This window comes from Glaciecola petra, from assembly GCF_031846345.1.
In the GTDB taxonomy this organism is placed as follows: Bacteria; Pseudomonadota; Gammaproteobacteria; order Enterobacterales; family Alteromonadaceae; genus Glaciecola; species Glaciecola petra.
Genome location: NZ_JAVRHX010000004.1, coordinates 218,870 through 242,125 on the forward strand (window position 1 = coordinate 218,870; position 23,256 = coordinate 242,125).

Sequence of the window (23,256 nt, forward strand, 5' to 3'; positions counted from 1 at the left end):
TTTAAATGTGTTAACTAGGTGTAAACATATTTGGATTATTTACCGTCCAATTGACTTTTTAGTAATACATTCAATTTATAGCTGATAAACTAATAAGCTATTAACTTAACGGTTTTAAGGAAAACAACAGATGATCAAGCCTATTGTTCTGGCGGGTGGCACTGGTAGCCGATTATGGCCAAAATCTCGGGCGGCATTGCCCAAACAGTTTTTGTCACTGACCAGCGAACATACCATGTTGCAAGACACCATAACGCGCTTACCTAAAGATTTAAGCGGCGCGCCTATGCTTATTTGCAATGAAGATCATCGCTTTTTGGCAGCGGAGCAACTGCGCTCTGCCAACATCGAACATTCAGGCATAGTGCTTGAGCCTGTTGGCAGAAACACTGCGCCCGCAATAGCGGTGGCAGCTATGATTGCCTTAAAAACCGAACAAGACAGTATTTTATTGGTGCTTGCGGCTGACCACTTAATTGGCGATCATGATGCATTTGCGACAGCCATTGCGCACGCTAAGAACTTAGCAGAACAAGACAAACTGGTCACTTTTGGCATTGTACCGAACGAAGCACATACCGGTTACGGATACATCAAGGCTGGCAACGCAATTGACAACAGTGTAGGTTTTGAAGTTGCTGAGTTTGTTGAAAAACCAGATTTACCTACTGCTCAAAGTTACCTTGAAGGCAAAAAGCATTTTTGGAATAGCGGTATGTTTATGTTTAAAGCCAGTGTTTATTTAGCTGAGCTTAAAAAGTTTAATCCAGAGATTTATCAAGCTTGCGAAGCTTCAATTGCTGAACTAGAAAGTGATTTAGACTTTTTACGAATCAAAAAGGAAGCATTTGAAAAGTGCCCCGATGACTCAATTGATTATGCCGTTATGGAAAAAACAGAGAGCGCGTGCATGGTGCCTTTAGATGCAGGTTGGAACGATGTCGGCTCATGGAGCTCTTTGTGGGAAACAAACGAAAATAAAGACGCCAACGGCAATGCTTGCATAGGTGATGTGATCTTAGAAGGTGTTAACAACAGTTATATAAACTCTGAAGAACGCTTGATATCGGTTATCGGCCTCGATGATATAGTAGTTGTTGAAACTAAAGACGCAGTCCTGGTTGCTAATCGACACAAAGTGCAAGACATAAAAGCCGTGGTTAATAAACTTAAGGCTGAACATCGCAGTGAATTTGAGTTTCATAGAGAAGTGTTTAGGCCTTGGGGCAGTTACGATTCAATTGATAATGGCGAACGTTATCAGGTTAAGCGCATTACCGTTAAACCCAGCGAAAAACTATCGGTTCAAATGCATCATCATCGAGCAGAACATTGGATTGTTGTAAGTGGCACTGCCAATGTCACCATTGGTGACGAAACGCAATTACTCACAGAGAATGAATCTGTATACATACCTATTGGAGCAGTGCATGCACTGGAAAACCCTGGCAAGATTCAACTTGAATTAATTGAAGTCCAGTCAGGCGGTTATTTGGGTGAAGATGATATCGTAAGGTTTTCAGACCGTTATGGGCGGGTAAAGTAAAGCTTTGATAAGTGATTAACTGATAGCACGAATAAAAAAGGCCTTCTATTGAAGGCCTTTTGTTTATTGATGCTTTAACAAATGTTTAGTCTTGCTGCGTGGCAGTTAAGACCGCAGTCTCGCGTAATATAACATTTCTGAAGCTGCTATTGCCGCTAGGCTCAGGCCTGTCATCATCCATTATAAATACTACATTTGCGTCTGTAGATTGGGTAAAATATGTTCCAACCGGTATCACAAACTGTTGATATTCACCCACTTGCGTGTAAATAAAGTCTTGGATTGCCCAACGCTGTATGCCATAAACCTGGAATGTTCGTGACTTTTGAACGCTATTATATGGTAAAAATCCAATACCATGTACTTCACCAACCGAGGTACTTCTGAATTCAAATTCTAAAACCGTTGTTGGCGATACATTAACACCTTCTAGGATAATCCTTTGCCATTTATTTCCATTCAATTCAAGCGAAGCACCGTCACCAGAAATTTCTACCGTTCCAGTTGTATCTTGAGCGCCAGGTAAGAAAGGAGTAATAATCTGCGTTGAAAAATCGATCGCCGATGCAGGAGTAACAGGTACATCTTTTTCATACACTCTTATATTTGAAAATGTAGAATTGGCATCTGGAATATTCCTGTCATTGTCAGTTGTAAGCACTAAGCGATTAAAGTTACCTGTGAATATTTCACCTACAGGAATACTAATTAATTGAGTCTCACCCGCTCTAGTATATTCAAATGTTGTTCGCCCCCACCCTTGCGAGCCATAAAGATTGAAAAAGGTTTGTTGACTAATTTCGTTGTCATTATCAAAGCCAATTCCATGAATTTCAGCTTCTACACTACTGGAAAATTCAAATTCAATAATAGTATTTTCGGTTACCGAGTAATCAAAAGGAATACTCTTCCAAGTGTTACCCGTTAACGTTGCTTCTAGTGGAGAGCCTAAACTGGCGCCGCCGGTAATATCTTGGTTCCTGCCGTAAGAATCTAATCCTAATGCTTCGATATTAATGAAGTCAGTGCTAACTTCAATTTCAAAAAACTGAGTATCGCTGCCATCGGCATTTTCCACTCGTATTTGTACCGTCACAGTTCCAAGGTCATTTCCGCTTGGTGTCCACGTAATTTCACCCTCTGAACTTATCAACATGCCAGGGGGTGAAATTTCAAGCACAAAAGTAGCACTGCCTAAATTATCGACGTCGACTGTATTATCAGTGTCATAAGCATAAGCGACACCTACCTCAGCTTCAGTATTTGGAGTTGAACTTATTACTGGAGGATTAACAGCAATATCAACAATGCAGGTGCTAAATTGGCTGTCAATTTGATCTTGAATATCTGGTTCGGAACATGCAGAAAATTCAGGAACAACAGTTGAACTTACAGAAGGGAACATAATATAACGGCCGCCATCTGGTGCTAAACATTCTGTTGTATTTGTGTCGTGTCTGGCACCAAAATTATGACCTAGTTCATGCGCCAGAATAATTGACGTCACAGGTTCGAAGAGCTGTGTTATACCTGCCGAAGAGTTACGACAAAGTGAACCGACAAAGGCTATTCCTACGGTATTCCCGTCGAGATCTTTTCCTGTAAACAAATGACGCAAACCTGGGTTAGGAATCGCGTCAGTATCTCTTAGTGCTCTGACTAGTATTTCAGGATCTGTTGATTCTAGACTCACACCATCTGCAAGCACGTTCGACTCTAACTCAGTGACTATTGTTGCACTAATGCGGATGTCAAATTGATTTTCAAAGATACCACTTGCAATATTTAGGTCATTCAACATAGCGGCTGAAGCTTCACTATCGCCTGAAGAGTTAGTTGTTTGTGCTACAAATTCCGTATCCGCTACTAATGCGATATTAATTTGTTTCGACGCTGTACCTGCCAATGATGTTTGCAATTCATTAACCAGTGCTTGGTAGCCTGTATTAGCGGTTAAACCATGTGCTTCGGCTGCGCATGTACCATTGTGGTCAACATCTTCAAGTGCGAATATGGCAACAGCATTGTCGAGGCGGTGACTGTTAACTATTGAGCTAGGCAAATTATTCATGGCCGAAGGCGAGACTGATTGCCTAACACGACTGAATTGTTCAACAATAAACAAGTTCTCGCCATTATAATAAGCCCCTTTGATTTTGTTATTGAAGCTAACAAAGCGTGCCCATGTTCCTTCTGAACCATTCAAAGTGCCAGAGTATGCAACTGCTAACTGTGAACCTACGGAGCCGTTTTCATACAACTCTACATTTTCTGTTAATTCGAAAGATAATAGTCTCCCCTCTATTTGCAAATTTAAAGTGGCAGTTGAGTCAGTTCGATTTATTGTAAGCTCTAATGAATCAGAGACTTGAAGGCTATTTATAACAGCATGAGTGTGACCATCATGAAGCTGTGAATTATTGACTTGTGCATAAGCTGCTATGCTAAACCCAAATATAAGTGTCAAACCCATCGGGATTAACGCAATCTTGTACTTTTGCAAAATGTTAAACATTGATGCCTATCCTGTTGTGTATGTTATAAAAGCTCTATCGGCTTTTTGGTATTTTCTCTAACGCAAAAGATAGACTAATTTTATACACATTACTAGTGTCTCAAAATAGCTACTTTGCCATCTTACCAACGTATTAAATTCGCGACGTATCGTTAAAGATTATTCAGTAATGTAAGGTGCAACTTACGACTAGTTAAATGCTTTGGAAAATAGCGCTTTCATTGCCTTAAAATTGGATTCGCGTTTTTGCTTAAATGTCGACAGTATATTTGATTTCACTTTAAGTACGTGCTCAAGTGAATCTTTCAATTCTTTATCGTTTAAATCAAGATCTAAAATACAATCACCAAGTTGATTATCATTAAATATCGATGTTATTTTCACGTTATCTTTCTTGTTGACTAAAGCCAATGGCAAAGAACTCGCTTGTGCTGCAAGCAATAGGACATGAAGCCTGTTACTAATAACCGTCTTAGCGCCAGAATATAGAGTAAATGCTTCTGAAATACCTAAACGATATTCAATATTTGTGCAATTGTATTTATCTTTTAAATTGTTATACAAATAAGTTGAAGCTGCCTTATCAAACTCAACTTGATAACAAAATACCAATTTTGACTTTGCAAATTCTGGCGCACTTAACATGGCGCTGAGTGACTGCATTAATGGCTGTAAATAAGTTTCACTATGCTCAGTTCCGTAAGCATTAGATCTAAAACAAATAACAATTTTATTTTCATTTTGTGATGCTTTTTCATATTTACTTATATCTAAAGCCCAAGCCATATCAGGAAAAAGTGTTGCTTTATTAATCCCGATTTTTTTAGAATATTCCAAAGTCACAGTGTCACGCAAACCATAAAGATGAAAAGCATAACTTCCAATTTTTTGTGCTAATTGATTCGCTCTATCAAATGGCCCAATAGAAAAGCCTGCGCGCATCACTCTTACACCAACTAACCTGAGCATAATCAGTTTTATGAATAGTTTTGAAATGTCTATCGCTGCTTTTTTACCTTTTTGACTGAAATGTCCTGGAGGTAAGGCTATATAATACTGCTCTGTCTTTGCACTGAACAACTGCTTAAACTGGCGCTTCAGTATTCCAAAATAAAAACCACCATGCCCATTGAAATCAGAATAGTATTGGTCACCTTCCGACATAAGTCTGTCTAAATACCATTTAGGACTTTGCCTATCATTCAAAACGATATTGCCATGAACCCGCATAAGATCTATTAATGCTAAATTAATCAACTCGTCACCCGCATTTTCAAATTGTGTGACCGTTTCAACGCAAATAATATTCTTCATTACATCCTCTATGATTTTGCTATACGCTTAGACTCTTTCTTTAAGAATATCAAAACGAAAATGGCATACATTACATAAAAAGTACCCAATGCAATTGAATACAACAAAATTAACTCAAAGGGCGTAAACGTTAACCAAGAACCCATTAAAAAACAAGAAACAACCATGCAGGCTCGCATAAAGTTCAATATTAAAAATAGATCATTTCGTTTGAACACACTTAGTGCGTGGCCAATAGGGTTAGCAATAAACTGGAAAAACAACATTACTGATAATATCGAAGCAAAGACTCCCGCATCTGACCATATCTCACCAAAGAAAAATGCAAAAAGATACTTCCCAGTTATAGTAAGGAATAGCGCTGGCACTATACCAATCAATGCCATTTTTTTACATAAATTCAAACTCACTTTATAAATTTCGTCTGGTTTCTTTTTCCCTATCTTCGCAACTTCACCATGATAAGCTTGAGAGGCCGTATTTGCGATCAACATCATCGGCACTGCAATCACAGAAATTGCAAGACCCAACTGCCCAGTTTCAGCTTTACCAAAATAATGATTGAAAACTAGTATTGGCAGCTGAGCAGATAAAATCATAAGAAATTGTGAAGGAAGTCGAAATTTGGGAAAATCAGAATACATCTTAGCGACTCTTTTCATCGATACTCTTGTCACCGCTGTGCTATTTATCTTCAAAGAGATCAGTAAAAACAGAAAACCAAGTAAAACCCCTAATATATGCCCATAGACCAAACCAAAAGTAATTCCTAAGCCAATAAAAGGTATACTTATTTTTACAATCGCTGCAGAAAAAGAAACAAGCGCTTCTGCAATAGCTACTTTTTTGAAACTTTTATTCCGAATATTCCACGAAACTAAAATTTCATGAATTGAATAAATAAAAATTGAAATAGATAAGATTATAAAAAAAGTACTATCAAAACTACTCAGGCTCAAGAGTTGCTGTAGGGGCTTCGCATAATTGAAAAGTAAAAAAACACAACAAGATAAAACGGCTGCTAACGAAACGCATAGAATCAGCAAGTTAGACGCAGCTATGTTGGTTCTGGGTAAAGGAATGGCAAGTGGATAACGTAACGCTACAAGAGGTCCTATCAACAAAACCAAAGAAAGATAGACGTTAAACATACCAAATTGCTCTGGAGTATAAAGGCGTGTTAAGACTAATACACTAGCAAAGCCAATTAGCTTTGCAGTACCTGAACCCATTACTAATACAAGTATGTTTCTAAGCAAACTATTATTATTTGGCACTAAATTTTCCAAAAACCGAAATGGAGTATATCGCTATTATTAAAAAATAATGGCAGCTGGAGTATTAGGAGAAATATTACCAGACATGACGGCCAGCTAATATAGTGACAAGATAAATTGAGGGAATATTTTCGATTTTATTTATGTTAAATAAAAAACGGACCACTTAATGGTCCGTTTTTAAATTTAGTATGTTAGCGATACTACTAAGACTGTTTTCTAGCAAATACAAATCCGAAAGCAGCAAGTATTAAAACGAAAATAGCAGGAGCTGGGACCATCAACATAGAAGTTGACGCCTCTATAACAAACTCTCGTATTTCTACACTTACGTTTTCAGACCCAACAAGCCTAAATTCAAAGTTCATAGCACCTATAATATTCAAGTTACTTGCTAAACTTTGAACTGCAAAGGAGTTTACGTTAAGGCCGTTAAATTCTTGGTCAAATAAAACATTATTTGACACGTCAGTGAATATAACTCTTAAATCGCTAAGCTCTTGTTGCGTCAAATAACCCCAATCATTCGCTAAACCCAACGCTGTGATATCAATCAAAGTCGTAAAGCTTCCAGCGATACTAATGAAGTTAGTATCTGAAAGTGGGTCGCCTTCAGGGTCCAATCTGTCGCTTCTTGTATTAAAAACAGAAGATCTATCATTTCTGATATTAGCGTCAACGCCGTCAAAAAGGCTAATTGCGTTTTCTTGAACCCAACCATTAGGTAGTGTTACAACCACACCACCGTCTATATCAGCGTTTGTAATTACAGATGCGTTTACCGAAGCTATGCAACTAAACATTACAAAAGCAGCTATCGTTTTAAACATTTTACTCATTGTCTCACCTTAAGAATTAAAAATTTACCCTGCTGGAATCAATAAAGCACAACTCGTGCCAACTTTTAAGTGCTTGAATATAATAATAAATATTATAAAGGAGCATATTGATGTAAAATATACTGACACTAATTTGCGACAGTGTCAAAATGAATAAGTGCTAATTTGCGACACTCTATATAGCCCTGATCACCAAACTAATCTTTTGATCACGACTGAAACACTTTGATGATACTATTTTTATGTCTTATAAGGAATAACATAATTTGAGCTTTTTCTTAATTTAACAATATTGTTCTGTTAATATTAAGGTACAGTTTTTTTACCAGTGCTTGTATGCAATTTCTCCCCAGACTATATATATACAGCCCAATTTTATTGGCAATATTGTTTATTAGGGCTTCTTTAGATCCTCTGTTAAACATGTTTAAAGTTGGAGGTATTGGTTTCGGTGCTGTGATGAATCTGTTTATGTTAGTTGTATTGTTTGCAGTTTATAACCATACACGATTTAAGATTCATAGAATGAGTATGCTATGGATTCCCCTCATTCTAATAATGCTTATTTCTATTGCATACACACCTTATCCGGTATTAGGTTTAAGAAGTTTATTAGTCGTTATCACATATATGGCAATGTTTTTGATTCCATTTCATTTTGTAAAATCACAACAGCACTTCATGGAATGTTTAAAAATTATAGTCTACTCCTCTTTTATTCCTTTACTCGCCGTATTTTATGAGTTCGCTTTTCCCGAAGGAAGCACAAATAGAAACGGATTTAGATTATTTTCTACCTTTACCCACCCGAATATATTTGCATTTTATTTAGTTACTGTTGTCAGTGTTTGTTTTTTTGCAATCAAAAGTGAAATGTTCAAATATGAAATTCAATTCAAAAGACTGTGTTGGATTATCATGTTGTTTAGCTTAGTGTGCATTCTAGGCACAAAAACCAGATCAGCATGGGCAGTTGTGGGCTTATTAGTATTAGTTTATGGCCTATTCGTTGAAAAACGCTATTTAGCTTATCTTGCCCTTGCATCAACAATAGCTTTGCTGGTGCCAAGCATTCAAGAGAGAGTTTTAGACTTGTTTCAGGGTAACGATGTTGATGCATTTGTAAATGATTATGAAGCACTAAACTCATATGCTTGGCGCAAAGTAATATGGGCTAGCGCAATGGAGCAGTTTTGGGAACGACCTTGGTGGGGTTTCGGATATGAAGGATTTACATATTATTCTGGTGCTTTTTTTGTTATTGAATCAGATGAAGGCGCAGGTGCACACAATACATATGTTCAGTTGCTTTTCGAAATTGGTATAATTGGATTTATAGCATTTTTGTGGTTGCTAATACCTATTCTAAAAAAACTATTGGAACTTCGGCGTCTAGCTCCCGAAAATATTATTGTTTTCGCCTTATTCTTAGCCTATTGTTTAATACATTACTCAGATAATGTTTTTGATTACTTAGTATTCAACTGGTATTTTTGGTTTTTCATAGGTGCTTTTCTTGCTTATAATAGGTTGGAAGCGAGAGGTGAATAAAGATATTGGTAATTCATGTTATCTCTTAATCAGAATTACTGAGGCATATTAAAATCCCCCAAATCAAATCTGAAACAATACAAATCTGTCGCTTTTTATGTATATTTTTAATGACATTCGTTCATATTAACCCCGGTAAAGCGTCTTGGACTGGAGATATTTCTAGAGCACTTGAGCTTGTAAACTATGTTTTAGCTGACATATTAGGAAGGGGTAGCGTTCCGGCATTGAGCTTAATAAGTGGTTATCTTGCATGGAATGCTTATAAACGTAAAACTAATTGGTTTTCGCTTTTCAAATCAAAATTTCAAGCACTTATCTTACCAATGCTAACATGGAATGTTCTTATTATTTTACTATCGCTTGTGATTTTCTTGATTGCATCTAGGGAAACAAGCCAGTTTAGAACACTTACAGAAAATAGTTTTTCGTTATCAAATATTTTTAATTATATTTTCGCTCTTCAATACGGTTCACTAACCGAACCACTTAACTTTCTTAGAGATATTTTTGTTTGTTCAATACTTTTCCCTTTAATTAGGATCTTTGTGAGCACCTTGAATGTATTTAGTATTTTTCTTATCTGGCTATTGGGTTTCACATATGGGTTTGAACCATTGATTCTTAGGCCATCAATACTAATGTTTTTCTCTATAGGTGTTTATTTATCTTTATATGCACCCGCTACTTTCAAAGGAAAAATAATTTCTTTTATCAAAATAGGGATAGCGGTTGTTGGAGCTCTTTTAATTTCTAAATATTTGATTAATGGAATGTACCGAGAGGTTATGGTCAAACAGACATTCTTTATGTTAGCCTGTGCTGTGATTTTCTTGATTATTTCTTTTTACCTAGCTCAAACAAATATTGGTAAAAAAATATGCCGTTTTGACGTTTATTGCTTTCCTTTGTTCTTAACACATAGTTTCATGATGACAATATTTTGGGGAGCTTGGCAATTGTTTTTTGGTAAAGAACTAACTGAGTACTACATTGTATTTTATTTGTCCGCTCCATTTTTTACCTTTATGACTGTTGTTATTTTATATAAATCAATCGCTCCATCCACACCATTGCTGCAAATGTTTCTGTGGGGTAAAAAAAGAAAGCCTTGTTGTGAATAAGCTTTTCCACTCAATTGACCAACTTATTTGAAATTGCTTTCCAAAACATATGAGAACCAAACGCAGAGAGGTGACCCTCATCATAAAATATACTTTTGCCATCTATTATATTTCGACAATTAAAAGCTTCGTCGCAATTGAAACTATAAGGATCTATAAATTGTATATTGGGATATAAGCTCGTCATACTTCTCAAAAACTGGTTAACTTTTATACGAGTATTCGCATTTTCATTTGAAACCCTTGCGCATATATCAGTATTGAAGCCTTTCATACAACGATAAACGCTATTTGTGGGAGCAGGCACCTGTCCAATTAGGATTAATTGACGATCATTACCTATTATGTTGATCATTGCCTTGATTTGATTTTCAAGCATATCAAAATAATTCGCTTTAATCGGAACAATTTCGCAAGGTATTTTTGTACAAATCATTTCCCGAGGCTGCCATTGTTGCGCCCATATAATAGGTTTGTTTGGATATCGTTCAATATTCTCTATATTGTTTTTGCAGTATTCTTGCCAGTTAATATTCATAAAGGTTTCTGTTGGCTTTGTCATATAGTTTGGTAGGCTTAAACACGCACCATCCCAACTTAAAATCACACGTGCCGTCTTCGCTTTAGTAATACCATAAACATAGTGCGAAAGGTTACTGTCACCAATGGCAAGAAAGTCAAATTCATCTTGTCTTGCACCATTAAGAAAATAGGTTTTTCCTCCAGAAGCATCTCTTACATGACGTCCTTCAAAATATTTTTGCCCAGCCAAGAACGGTTCTATTTTTTCTATATTTTTCTGCCATAAAGTACCTTTATAGAATACAAAACACCCAAGAACACTTATCGATATGCCAAAAACTAAATATATGGTTTTTGGACCATATTTTATTTTGGGAATAGCCTGTTTCCCAAATCGAGTTTCAATGTATGTATAACTTAACCAGCCCAAGATAAAGCTAAACACTATACCTGCAAACCATGTGTAAGTTGGCAATTCAAAATATTTAATAAGCACAACTAATGGCCAATGCCACAAATAAACTGAGTACGACCAGGTCCCAATTTTTTGTGCAATAGCTCGCCCAGTTAGTATACTTTTTTGATTATTAGCGAGTAAAACCAACAAAGCACCTAGAACAGGGATTAGCGCAAAAGTACCTGGCCAAGAATAATCTTTGTTTAACCAAATTGTCGAACCTACTATCAACAGAACCCCAAATAGCTCCAGCCCTATTCGAGCAGAATAAGCAACACTCGCGCGCAAAGGATAGAAAAAAGCAAGCCCTCCTATAAGCAACTCCCATGCTCTAGTTGGGAACAAAAAATAAGCGGCAGAAGGCATCGTTGTAGATGCCCAAATACTATAACCAAAACATATAAGAGCCATCAATAATGTCAATTTTGCGAACATTTCTAACGGAAATATTTTAGCCGCAAGCAACATTATTACAGGGTAAATCATATAAAATTGCCATTCGACCGATAGCGACCAAGTATGCAATAACCAATTGTACTTCGATGCCTCATCAAAGTAACCCGACTCCGACCAGAATACAATGTTAGACAGAAACGAAATCGCACTAGCAGCATGTGTTGCTAATTGACTAGCATCAACTAAATTAAGGAATATAAAACCTAAGATAGTCATCGTTATACAGAGCATTAGCAAAGCAGGTAATATCCTGGCTATTCTTGCAATATAAAAAGTAGATAGAGAAAAAGTATTGGCAGCAATTGCTTTCATGACAATCGAAGTCATTAAATAGCCGGAAATAACAAAAAATATATCAACACCAATGAAGCCACCTGGCAGCCAGGCTGGATTGAAATGGAACAGGACTACAGATAAAACTGCGAATGCACGCAATCCCTGTATATCTGCCCTAAACTTATTCATTCAATTTATTACCTTACTTTCATAGCGTTTTATCAATCGCATAATGAGTCTTTAAATAACTGTTTTGTCGGTAGTTCTAGTAAACCACCCACCTTTTGTAATATATATGTTTTTGATTCAACGCTATCTATTGCTATATCTACAACGCCATTAAAGTGTGTTAAAGCACAACTTTTTTCTGTAAATGTTTCACCGCCATCAGTCGAGACGAAAAAGCTACTTGTTGGCCGATACGACCAAGTAATTGTTGCTAACATTATGTTATTTGGATCCTTTGGGTCAGCTACCATTGCGTAAAAAGCGCTACCTTTTTCATTTTCATAAAATTTATATGCCTTTTTACCCTTTATCTCATAGATGACTGAATTGCCCTTCCTAGAACCTAGCAAGAATAGTCGACCATCAAATTTATATGAATTGAATGCACAAAAACCTGATGGCAATCGAATAGAAAACTTGGTCTCAAGCGCTTTGTTCAAGGTAACGACAGTAGCTGGACCCTCACAGGTAGCGATATAAAGTAAACCATTATGTTCTTCTATCGCTCGGTATACCTTGTTTTGTTTACCTAACGAAAACTCAAGATCTTTATCTATATTTGAAGCTTTTGACAATACTAGACCGCCTTTGTGTCCATCGCGAAATGACACTAACCCATGGTAATATGAAAGACCTCTCGAGTAACTTTTACCCCAAAAACTGCCTTTACCACTTCGGTCTTCATAATTAGTGAGTTTTATAGTTTTTTCAGAGTTTTCTATTTCGGAATAACTGTATAAATAATCATCTGGTTCTTCCCAAGGTGAAAAAATAGCATATAGGGTGCTGTTAAAATAAGTCATCGACCATGCATGACCTTTAATTTTATCTAACGAGATGCTTTCTATTTCGCGTTTGTTGTCTTCTGTAATCTTTTTACTTATTTTTACTATACCAACATCCATGCTACTCAGATAAATATGGTTGTTACCGATTTCGAGACCAGTTGCGACAATGTTAAAAGCATTGCCCGATACTTCCTTTAACTCGTTATCAGCGTTAGGTTTTAGTTGATATACACCCCAATAATCCGTTACATAGAAAAGGTCGTTTATGTAACTACTACTCAAAATCTTCGTTAAAGTGCGCTGTTCACTTCTATGCGGCAACGAATCGTCAAAAACTGGCTCAATAACTTTTACACTTTCAAACCTATCTTTGTTTAGGGTTAATTTATGTAGAGCTATATTCCACCTATTGCCTAAACCGACAATTAAACTGTCGCTATTTGGATCTGCAATTGCGCTCACTATGCTTTTCTTTGAAGCCTTGTATAGAGGGTTTATAAGATCTTTAAGGTCGTAGATATTTTTTTCAGTAACGACTATTTCTCTATTTCCTGTGCGCTTTAATGCAACAACACGCTCTTCAAACTCGTGTAACAACGTGTTTTTTTCACTCAAAAAATCAAAGACATATAAGCGTTTAGTGCCAAAATACAGTAATTCATTATGAATATTAGGATTGAAAAACACACCTGCTTTAAGTGACATAGGTGATGAAATTTCTTGCACAGTTAGTTCGTGGTCAATACATTTTATTGTGTCACTACGACTAGCAATACACATCAACTTCCCGTCGTCAGAAACTGTATAAGCTTGGTCTGTTATGCTTCTGTATGTATCGAGCTCTATGCCTGTGTGATACCATTTACCATTACCATCTGTATATAATAGGTCTTTTGCAGTAATGGCAAACAAGCGCTCTCCAAAAGGTGCTAGAGCAGTTACATTATAATAAGCTAGGTTATTAATATATGGTTGCCATTTACCCTCTTCTTGCTTCCAAACACCCGCAACATCTGACGATAAATACAATTCGTTTTTAAATTCTACAACACTGGTAAAAGCACCTCCCCCACCCCATAAGATTTGATTTTTCTTGATAGCTGAACTACCCCATTTAGTACAGCCCAACAACAAAAACATCAAAAGTAAAAAGTATTTACGTGTGAAAAATGATTTCTTTGACAGCAGAAACATGAATTACAAACTTTTGTATATAAGTCGCAATGACAGAAAGTTCTGCCAGTACCGCTTTATTAGTCTGGGTGCAACTATCATTCTAAAAAACCATTCCAAATGTAATTTTTGAAAAATTATGGGTGCTCTCTTCTCTTCACCAGTAATAAATAAAATTGAAGCTCCTATACATAATGCAACGCCGTGCTCGAGCTCTTGCTTTAATGCAATGGCAAATTTTTCTTGTTGTGGAGAACCAACTGCTAGAAACAACACATCAGGTTTTAAAGACTTTATGCTAGCAACAAGTTCTTTAACTTCTTCAGGTTTATTAATGAATCCCATAGAAGGATTGATATGTGTTAGATCTAGTCTTTCATGAGTATCTTGTAATTGCTTGAAAATCGCGTCATCCCCTCCAAAAATGAGAACTTTTTTATTAGACAATTTGGGGGAATCAAACAGCATTGCTGTTAAATCACTGCCAGGAACAACAGAATCGATAGGCGTACTTTTAATGCTCAATAGAACCTTCAATATGCGACTATCGCATAAACACAAATCAGCTTGTTCGTAAAGATATGAAAAGCCTTCTCGATTTTTAACAAGTCTTTCTAGGTGGTCAATATTAGGCGTTACAACATATTTGAACTTGTTGTTTTCAGAGTTATCAATGACCCAATCAAGACTTTCCTCCAAATTCAAGTCATGAAGTTCGACTAATTTAGTCTTTATTTTTTTCATCTTTTTCATCTTCCCTTGATGTTCTTACCCAAGTAGTTTGTCGACCTTTCGCAAATGAAGAATAAACACCTATTTTATCGAGAATAAAACTAAATATTTTGGGGATGTCTGTTGGTTTTAACACAGTTCGCCCTTTAATTAACCAAACAATTGTTAACGATAACAATACAAATAAATTATTGCTTAACATTGAAAGCCACAAAACCGTATAGCCGAAAAATTGAAGTATATAGCCAGTGATAAGTAGCGATATCAGTATTATTAAGTAGGCAAATAGAGGAGGGATAACTGCGTCTAAAATCAAGAAAACAGCTCTAAATGATTTACTATTAAATGCACTAATAAAAAAAGTAGGACTTTTAGTGATCGTATCCATATGGCCATGTTCCCAACGCTTTCGTTGTTCGCTTAAGCCTTCATTACTAGCTGGAAAATGACTAATGACTGTACTGTTTGGCGCAAATTTAACCCTATTTTTACCAATGCTCAGTTTCAAACCTAATTCTAGATCTTCGACTATAGAGCCCGATGCGAAATTGATACTCGCTAATACTTTCCGAGGAAATGCGATACCAGAGCCCTGTATATGACAACCAATTTTGAGCGTATCTAAACCTTTCGCCCGCACAGCATTTTTTAACCACCAAGTAAATTCTGCTATCTTAGTCTTTGGCTCACTTTCAACCGCTTTCATTAAATAAACGGCCTGACAAATTAATTTTTCTTCGATTACGCTTGAAATCAGCTGTTTGTAACTACCGTCCGTGAAAAGACAATCAGCATCAAACAATACTAGGTTATCGAATTCTAGGTTGTCTAAAATCCATTTGGTTCCAAAATCCAAAGCATAGCCTTTGCCTTTTTGTTTTTCGGAAAATCTTTCTAGCACTTTGGCACCTAGAGCGCGACAAACAGAAGATGTATCATCATTGCAATTGTCGGCAACCACAACAATGACATCGTTCTCAAGTTTTTGCTGTTCTAGATTCTTTATTGTTTTGGCAATAACTTGTGACTCATTATGTGCAGGAATAAGAATAACGTTTTTGACAGCTTCTAAATTACAAATCCGCCGTCGCTTTTGAGAAAATGAGAGTGCTCCAACTATCAACTCTACACATAATAAAAATGATAGTAATCCGACTGTACTTGCCAGCACAAATTCAAAGGCTATGATGATCATGTAGCATTTTCTCTAAAATATTGCGCAATCTTTTTAGCCTCTATTGACGCGTCATGATTTAGTTTAACCGCTGCATAAGCGTTTTCTATTAATGCCGTATAAGCAGATTGATTTAAGGCTAATAATTCATTGATAGCTTCGACTAATTCTATAGCGCAGCCCGGAGCAACAATAAAGCCAGTTTCTCTCGGCCTTACAAGCTCGGGAATACCTGCAATACGAGTCGTTACTACCGGCACTTTTGATGCCAAAGCTTCCATAATTGCGACTGGCAAACCTTCGGCAAAACTAGGCAAGAGCATAAAATCACAGTCCAAAAGTAATTCCCTTATTTTACTAGAGTCAACCCAGCCAGTAATTTTAATGCTGTCTTGCAAACCGTTCTCTTGAGCGTACCTTTCAACATCACTGCGTAATTCTCCGTCGCCTGCAAAAATAATTTCAATTGGCACACCAGACTCACGAAGCATCTTTAACGCTTCCATAGCGATTAGTGGTCCTTTTTGTTCACATAGGCGCCCAATAAATAAAGCGCTAATTTTTTCGCTATTTATTTTTTCAATTGACAATTGATCGTCAAAGAAACTAGGGTCAAGACCGCATCTAATTATTTTTATTTTATCCCACTGGTCATGTGAGACCCATCGTTGCAACTGACTTTTACAGAATTTTGTAATTGCAAAAACAAAGCGAGACCTAACTATTTTTTCAGTTAAATTTATTGATAGTGGCCTATCAAATTCCTCGGGACCATGCACCGTAAAGCTGTATGGAATATTAGTAACCAAAGAGCAATACATTGCAACGTCTGTTGAGTTGGTTCCAAAATGCGCATGGATGTGTTGCGTGCCGTTGGTTTTGCAAATTTGAGCAAGCCGAAGTCCTTCAAGAAAATAAACAAGGTTTTTTAACACGCTTCTATCTGAAGTTTTCATCATTCTTATACATAAGAAAAACGCACTTAAGGTCTTGCTAAACTCTGTTAAAAGTAACGACAATAGAGCTTTTATTAAAACAATTGGACTTGGTTTTAAAATATATTGAGTTTTTGGTATTTCTGCATAATCGGGATTATTTGTATCAGTAATATCATCTTTATGAATCGAGACACGGCTGACTGTAAAGCCCTCTTGCTCAAGAGCTTGAATTTCTCGCCTAATAAAGGTGTGACTTACCTTAGGGTAATGGTTAACAAAATAAGTGATATTCACTAAATTTCCTTCCAACAATTTTCATAAATGAACCCAGTCTAATATATGAACTACTCATATTTATTACTGATTTTTCAACACCGTTCTTTTCAAAACTTGCGCAATACGACGCAACTTAAATCCAATCGCCAAAATAAATAGTTCTTTGAAGCGTGGTTTTACTTGACCGTAACTATACAAACGATAAGTAAGAGCAAGTTTCTCACTGAAACTCAGAGGCGCCACTTTGTCAATAAGGCGTTCAAATGCAAACCTAACTACTGCTTCAGGTTTTTCTGAAATTCTAACACCACCATGATCATGAATTTGCACATAGGAATAACTCAAACAATTGTACAATACACCGAATTTGCTGCTAAGCCTTAACCAAGTATCCCAGTCTTGTAATGCTGGCATTTTTTCGTCAAAACCATTTATTCCTAACCAGTTTTCCTTTGAGGTAAACACTTGGTTGCCTATCGCGTTTTCTTTTCTTAGTGCATCAAAGGTCACTAATGGTGCATCGTAACACTTTACAACACCGTATTTGCGATGCTCTACGATACTGTCAAATATACCGGCAAAATCACTACCTTGAGCTTGTAAATCGAGCCATTTATCTACGAATGTTTGAATGCGCCAGGGTTCAAAATAATCGTCGTCATCAAGACCCGTCACAAACTCACCTTTAGCCATATTAATTGCTTTATTTCTGCCGACGCAAGCACCTTTAGACTCACCTGTCGTATTGATTATCGCCAGCAAAACATCTTCAGCTTGCTGCTCGTTCAACCAACTTTGAGTACCATCGTTTGAACCATCATCAGCCACAATAATTTCTATATTTTTATAAGATTGGACTCGCACTGATTCAACCGCTCTTTTGAGTAGCTCTAAACGATTGTACGTAGTGATGTATACGGTAACTAATGGCATATATTCTTTATTAAAAAATGTCGAATATTTTGATGCAATGATAATACCAGAAATTAAAAATGGTGTTTGTTGAATTATTGTTACAAATTTGAAGGTCTTTACGAACAGAAAAACATGCCATAAACACCAAAAAGGCTAAGGTTTACGGGCAATTGTGCGATTACTTAATAGCAGTGTTTTTCTTTATTCTCTACTTTAAGGTTTTCGCACATATATGGCTCTGAACTTCTCACATAAAATCATGTTTGCATTGATGCTTACATGCCTATTTGTGAGTGTTTTTTCCAACATAGAATTCAGCGAACAAGTCTTTGCAAACATGCGTGAAAAATACGATGCACAAGCCGAGCAACGTGCCCGGGATTGGCAGCGACTTATTCTTGCTAATCAAAACGTACCTATTGAAGACAAGCTATACGAAGCTAATAAATTTTTTAATCGAATGTCTTTTGAAGACGACATCAAGCATTGGGGAAAAGTCGACTATTGGGCCACACCTCTTGAGTTTTTAGGCAAAGATGCGGGCGATTGTGAAGATTTTACTATTGCAAAATATTTTACGCTATTAGAAATGGGTGTAGAAAATACCAAATTGAAACTGATGTATGTAACGGCCACGCGACCCCGCCAAGCACATATGGTGTTGGCATATTACGAAACGCCCTCCTCTATACCCTTGGTGCTCGACAATTTGAATAAACGAATACTTCTCGCTTCACAAAGACGTGACCTTATTCCTATATATAGCTTTAATGGTGAAGGTTTATGGGAAGCTAAAGAGCAGGGACGAGGTAGACAACTACAAAAGGGCGGCAACAATAAGTTATGGGCCGATGTAAATTCAAGAATGCAGCAAGGATTTTGATATATTATGCTTACTAAATCACACTTTACAAAATACACAAAATATTTAGGGGCTTATTATGTCACTCGCTAAGCAACTTGGATTAGCCTTTTTTGCTGTGTTACTAATTGTATTTGCAGGGATTCTGTTTACCAGTGTTGAAAACACGCGTAATTTTATTGAACGCCAATTAAGTTCTCATGCACAAGACACGGCAACATCCTTGGGTTTGTCAATCACACCATATTTAGCAAATAAAGATGACTTAGCCATTGTAGATACTATGGCTAACGCTATTTTCGATCGTGGCTATTACAGCAGTATTGAACTAGTCGACTTAAATAATGAGCAAGTATTATTAAAGACCAACCCTAGTAAACACGAAAAAGTACCAAGTTGGTTTAGTGAGCTGTTTCCAATTACTCCACCTGTAGCACAAAGCGATTTAAACGATGGCTGGATGCAACATGGTAAATTGGTTGTTGTCAGCAACCCAGGAATTGCTTACCTGCAGTTGTGGGAAAATGCCTTAAGTGCATTTTGGGTCGTACTAGTGGCATTAATTATTTCACAATTTTTTGTTTGGTTTTTAGTAAAACGCATTATTACTCAACCGATTGGGCAGGTTATTGAACAAACAGTGTCAATTGGTCAACGCAATTTTGAGCAAATCAGCACCATTCCCAAAACGCTCGAACTTAGCAATATTGTTACCGCTGTTAATTATATGGCTGCAAAACTTTCTACACTATTTAAAAGCCTTGACGAACAATCCGACACCTACAAAAAATTTGCATATACCGACAGTTTAACCAACATTGGCAATAGACGTGCCTTTGAATTAGCGATAACACAGATATTGCGCAACACAGAAGAAGCTCAGCAAGCATATTTTGGCCTAGTGAGAGCCTCTAGCTTAGCTAATGTAAACAATACATGCGGCCCACAAGAAGGCGATAATTATATCAAGACAGTGCTTGATATTATTTCCACATTGAGCAATAAGAGCTTCGATACAAAACACCTTTATCGAATATCAGGCGCTGATTTCGCTTTGGTAATCGAAAACACCTCAAAACAAAAAGTGCATGATTTTGCCTCCGGACTCGATACTTTATTTAGCCAACACAATAAATCAGAATATAAATCAGGTATCGCTCATGTAGGATTTACGGTATTTGCTCAAAATCATAAACTTAGCACCTTATTAGAACAAGCCGACAGCGCACTAAAAGTGGCACAAAACAGTGACAAAACATGGCAATTTGCAGACAGCTTAGACATTATTCAATCTAACGCCAATTGGCGCGAAGACTTACAAAGCATTTTACAAAAAGATCACTGTGAGTTTGCTCAACAAGCAGTTGTAGATGCTAAAGGAGAATCTATCTACAAGGAGTGCTTTGCCCGGCTATCGATAGATCAAAACAAACAAGCTTTACCGATGGGGCAACTCATTCCGGCTTCTGTTAGATTAGACTACAGTGTTGACCTTGATCGCTTGATTGCGAAAACGCTTATTCAAAAAATCGAAACGATTAACCATAGTGTTGGTCTGAATATTTCTAGACAGTCCTTGTTCAATGACGAATTTATGCAGTGGTTTTTTACCGAGTTAGAGCATTTGGGTAATGACGCGAGCAAATTAGTGTTAGAAATTCCTGAACGAGCACTTATTCAAGATATTCATAAAATTGCGCAAACAAGCGCGCAACTAAAAACCTTAGGCGTAAAAATAGCGATTGAACATTTTGGTGCACAACTCGCTGGCTTGCAACATTTACAAAAAACAAAGCCTGATTTTGTAAAAATAGACGGACGATATACGCATAATATCTCGCAAGAAAACGATAATCAGCTATTTGTTAAAACACTCACGAGTATTTCTCACGGGCTGGATATAAAAGTAATAGCTGAAATGGTCGAACTGGAAGCAGATAAAATATGGTTAATTAACAATAATGTAGATTACATCCAAGGTTTCGTTATTGAAAAGCCTAGCCCAAAATAAGCCCTAGCCCGCTATAATATTGGCCTAGAGGAAAATATTGATTGCTTGTTTTTTCGACAAGGTTTAAAATAGAAGATATCAGTAGTAGGTTGCCGGTCAATATCTGCGGCGTTTTAACATTAATATGTGAAGCGCTGGGAAGATAAATTAGGCAATTAATAGGATGAGTTATGATGAAGCGTTTATCAGTTAGTTTTCTTTTTTTATGTTTGTTTAGCGTTGTTGCCATCGCACAAACGCCAGCATCACCCAGCTTATTTGGTGACGATGAGCAGCCAGGTAATCGGCTACACGAAGTGATTGCCGCTAAAATGGCAAATGGCGAAGCCAAAAACGCAGCAATTGTTGATGCGATAAAAGTGGCTCTTACCGATGCTGACAATTCATTAAATGGCGAAGCTAAATCAGCGGTGGCTTTTGATATTCCTTTGGCTGAACAGTTTTACGTGCAAATGGTTGACGTTAATAGTCTTATCGAAGTAACAAAAGTATTGATTGAAGAAAATGCAAGTAAGGCCATTCATGTTATTACGCTGGGTACAGTATTGTATCCAGACTTTGCCCAAGAAGTATTCGACGGTGCAGCTTTAAGCGGTGTAATGGCGCCTGAAGATATCTTGGTGGCTGTTTTACAAGCTGGCGCAGATGCGACAACGGTGTCTGACCCAACTGCTATTGGCGGTGACGCAAACACAAATATTGCGGTTACTCCATTGGGTGCAGGTATTGGCGCTGGTGGTACAGGCGGCGGTGACACAACGGCATCAACCAACTAGTTATTAAATTGATTCGACAAAGCCCCAATATTGGGGCTTTTTTATTGCTTTGAATCTATGCATAATAACGGGGAAAGATTAACTAATTAAAATCGAGATAAAAAATCAGCTCTTCAACTTCACAAACAGATAAAACATTTTATGGTTTATTGGCAATTTTATTTTTATTGCCAATACCTCTTGGTGCAAATAGACCATGGGCTTGGAGTTTTTTTGAAATTTGCATTTTCACCCTGACTATTTTTGTTGTGTGGCGAAACCGTAAAGTGACATTTATGGGCGTTGCAAGCTATACAGTACAAATTTATTTATGGTTAGCCTTTATCATCTTTAGTTCCTTACAAATTATTGCTTTACCCAAATTTATAGTAGCGGCACTTTCACCAACTTCGCTCGAAGCGTTTTTGTCAGTTGGCGCACCCGCTTTTTATTTATCTGTCGATCCATCGCAAAGCACAACGAGTTTTATTAAATTACTCAGCTTTTTCTGCTTATTAATGTGTACGCTGAGCTTAGTTGACACTGAACGACGTATTAAACTGGTTTTGTACACAATGGTGGCAAGTGGGACAGTACAAGCCTTATATGGTAGTTTGGAAATATTATTAGGATTAGAATCAAGCTTAATATTTGGACTTGATGTTAGCAATGTGGCGACAGGCTCATTTGTTTACAAAAATCATTATGCAAACTTTCTTATGCTCTGTTTAGCAGCTGGTGTTGGTTTGTTAGTCACCTCTTTAGAAAAATCTAAGATGTCGACTCCCAAAGATTTTATGCGCTCGTTTGCAACGACCTTACTCAGCAGTAAAGCGATTGTTAGAATTTGTATTGCCGTTATGGTAATTGGACTCGTGATGTCTCGTTCACGTATGGGTAACACAGCTTTTTTCATGTCTATGGCCGTTGTTGGTGGGCTTGCGCTAGTAATAATTAGAGACAAAAGCAGAGGTTTGTCGGTACTAGTAATTAGTATGTTCATCATAGACCTATTTATTGTAAGTGCCTATTTTGGTTTAGAACGAGTAAAAGAACGCTTAGCGCAAACCTCTCTGCAACAAGAGAGCAGAGATGAAGTTGTTGCTGATGCTTACCCTATGCTAGCTGACTTCCCTTTATTTGGCTCTGGTGGCGGAAGCTTTTATTCAACATTTCCCAGTTACCAAGAAGCTAGTGTGGATGTTTTTTATGATCATTTGCACAATGATTATCTACAATTTTTAATTGAATATGGCATTCTTGGTGGGTTTATATTATCAACCATTTTGCTATTTAGTTTTTACAAAGCGGTAAGAGCCATGTACAAACGAAAAAACTCTATCTTTAAGGGGACTGCATTTGCTTGTTTAATGGCTCTCATTGGCATGTGCGTGCATATGACGGTGGACTTTCCTCTTCAGGGGTATGCAAACGCCGCTTATTTTGTCGTATTTATTGCCTTGTGTATGATAATTAATAGCCTCAAATTGCGTCCCCAGAAAAACAAGAATCGATTACGATAGATCG

General features: G+C 37.0%; 17 protein-coding genes. 7 read left to right on the forward strand and 10 right to left on the reverse strand.

Annotated elements, in window-relative coordinates:
* The first annotated feature begins 133 nt into the window (after positions 1–133).
* Positions 134–1,546 (forward strand): mannose-1-phosphate guanylyltransferase/mannose-6-phosphate isomerase, encoded by a 1,413-nt coding sequence (locus RM552_RS13880; RefSeq protein ID WP_311369557.1) that lies wholly within the window; start codon positions 134–136, stop codon positions 1,544–1,546.
* 85 nt (positions 1,547–1,631) lie between these two features.
* Here the strand turns inward: RM552_RS13880 and RM552_RS13885 are convergent, their stop codons facing one another.
* The 4 genes from RM552_RS13885 to RM552_RS13900 all read right to left on the reverse strand — a co-directional run bounded on the left by RM552_RS13885 (position 1,632) and on the right by RM552_RS13900 (position 7,491).
* Positions 1,632–4,061, reverse strand: coding sequence for a M12 family metallo-peptidase (locus RM552_RS13885; protein ID WP_311369458.1), 2,430 nt, complete (start codon positions 4,059–4,061; stop codon positions 1,632–1,634).
* Between the two features lie 189 nt (positions 4,062–4,250).
* Positions 4,251–5,375 carry a polysaccharide pyruvyl transferase family protein gene (locus RM552_RS13890; RefSeq protein ID WP_311369459.1) on the reverse strand — a complete coding sequence of 375 codons (1,125 nt, stop codon included), beginning with the start codon at positions 5,373–5,375 and terminating at the stop codon, positions 4,251–4,253.
* An 8-nt stretch (positions 5,376–5,383) separates the two neighbouring features.
* Positions 5,384–6,652 carry a lipopolysaccharide biosynthesis protein gene (locus RM552_RS13895; protein WP_311369460.1) on the reverse strand — a complete coding sequence of 423 codons (1,269 nt, stop codon included), beginning with the start codon at positions 6,650–6,652 and terminating at the stop codon, positions 5,384–5,386.
* A gap of 206 nt (positions 6,653–6,858) precedes the next feature.
* Entirely contained in the window at positions 6,859–7,491 is a 633-nt protein-coding gene (locus RM552_RS13900; protein WP_311369461.1) for a hypothetical protein, read from the reverse strand.
* 423 nt (positions 7,492–7,914) lie between these two features.
* Between RM552_RS13900 and RM552_RS13905 the strand changes: the two genes are divergently transcribed.
* Positions 7,915–9,042 (forward strand): O-antigen ligase family protein, encoded by a 1,128-nt coding sequence (locus tag RM552_RS13905; RefSeq protein WP_311369462.1) that lies wholly within the window; start codon positions 7,915–7,917, stop codon positions 9,040–9,042.
* 83 nt (positions 9,043–9,125) lie between these two features.
* The gene (locus tag RM552_RS13910; protein WP_311369558.1) at positions 9,126–10,166 is read left to right on the forward strand and encodes an acyltransferase family protein; all 1,041 of its coding nucleotides are present in this window, start codon (positions 9,126–9,128) and stop codon (positions 10,164–10,166) included.
* A 10-nt stretch (positions 10,167–10,176) separates the two neighbouring features.
* On the opposite strand, the gene RM552_RS13915 is transcribed toward RM552_RS13910, so the two are convergent.
* The 6 genes from RM552_RS13915 to RM552_RS13940 form a co-directional block, all read right to left on the reverse strand.
* Positions 10,177–12,066: an acyltransferase family protein gene (locus RM552_RS13915; protein ID WP_311369463.1), complete on the reverse strand. Its 1,890-nt coding sequence runs from the start codon at positions 12,064–12,066 to the stop codon at positions 10,177–10,179.
* 32 nt (positions 12,067–12,098) lie between these two features.
* Complete coding sequence (locus tag RM552_RS13920) at positions 12,099–14,087, reverse strand: hypothetical protein (RefSeq protein ID WP_311369464.1); 1,989 nt, start codon at positions 14,085–14,087, stop codon at positions 12,099–12,101.
* A 3-nt stretch (positions 14,088–14,090) separates the two neighbouring features.
* Positions 14,091–14,810 (reverse strand): WecB/TagA/CpsF family glycosyltransferase, encoded by a 720-nt coding sequence (locus tag RM552_RS13925; RefSeq protein ID WP_311369465.1) that lies wholly within the window; start codon positions 14,808–14,810, stop codon positions 14,091–14,093.
* A complete protein-coding gene (locus RM552_RS13930) occupies positions 14,791–15,993 on the reverse strand; it encodes a glycosyltransferase family 2 protein (protein WP_311369466.1) in 1,203 nt (400 codons plus the stop codon). Before RM552_RS13930 ends, RM552_RS13925 begins: the two co-directional genes overlap by 20 nt.
* Positions 15,990–17,204, reverse strand: a complete 1,215-nt coding sequence (locus RM552_RS13935; RefSeq protein ID WP_311369467.1) for a glycosyltransferase family 4 protein — start codon at positions 17,202–17,204, stop codon at positions 15,990–15,992. The genes RM552_RS13930 and RM552_RS13935 overlap by 4 nt, the downstream gene beginning before the upstream one ends.
* Before the next feature lie 63 nt (positions 17,205–17,267).
* Positions 17,268–18,119 (reverse strand): glycosyltransferase family 2 protein, encoded by an 852-nt coding sequence (locus RM552_RS13940; RefSeq protein ID WP_311369468.1) that lies wholly within the window; start codon positions 18,117–18,119, stop codon positions 17,268–17,270.
* 214 nt (positions 18,120–18,333) lie between these two features.
* On the opposite strand from RM552_RS13940, the gene RM552_RS13945 reads away from it, so the two are divergent.
* From RM552_RS13945 to RM552_RS13960, 4 genes are all read left to right on the forward strand, one after another.
* Positions 18,334–18,984 carry a transglutaminase-like cysteine peptidase gene (locus tag RM552_RS13945; protein WP_311369469.1) on the forward strand — a complete coding sequence of 217 codons (651 nt, stop codon included), beginning with the start codon at positions 18,334–18,336 and terminating at the stop codon, positions 18,982–18,984.
* A 58-nt stretch (positions 18,985–19,042) separates the two neighbouring features.
* Complete coding sequence (locus RM552_RS13950) at positions 19,043–20,974, forward strand: bifunctional diguanylate cyclase/phosphodiesterase (protein WP_311369470.1); 1,932 nt, start codon at positions 19,043–19,045, stop codon at positions 20,972–20,974.
* 170 nt (positions 20,975–21,144) lie between these two features.
* A complete protein-coding gene (locus RM552_RS13955; protein ID WP_311369471.1) occupies positions 21,145–21,750 on the forward strand; it encodes a hypothetical protein in 606 nt (201 codons plus the stop codon).
* Between the two features lie 167 nt (positions 21,751–21,917).
* Entirely contained in the window at positions 21,918–23,252 is a 1,335-nt protein-coding gene (locus RM552_RS13960) for an O-antigen ligase family protein (protein ID WP_311369472.1), read from the forward strand.
* Positions 23,253–23,256: the final 4 nt, after the last annotated feature.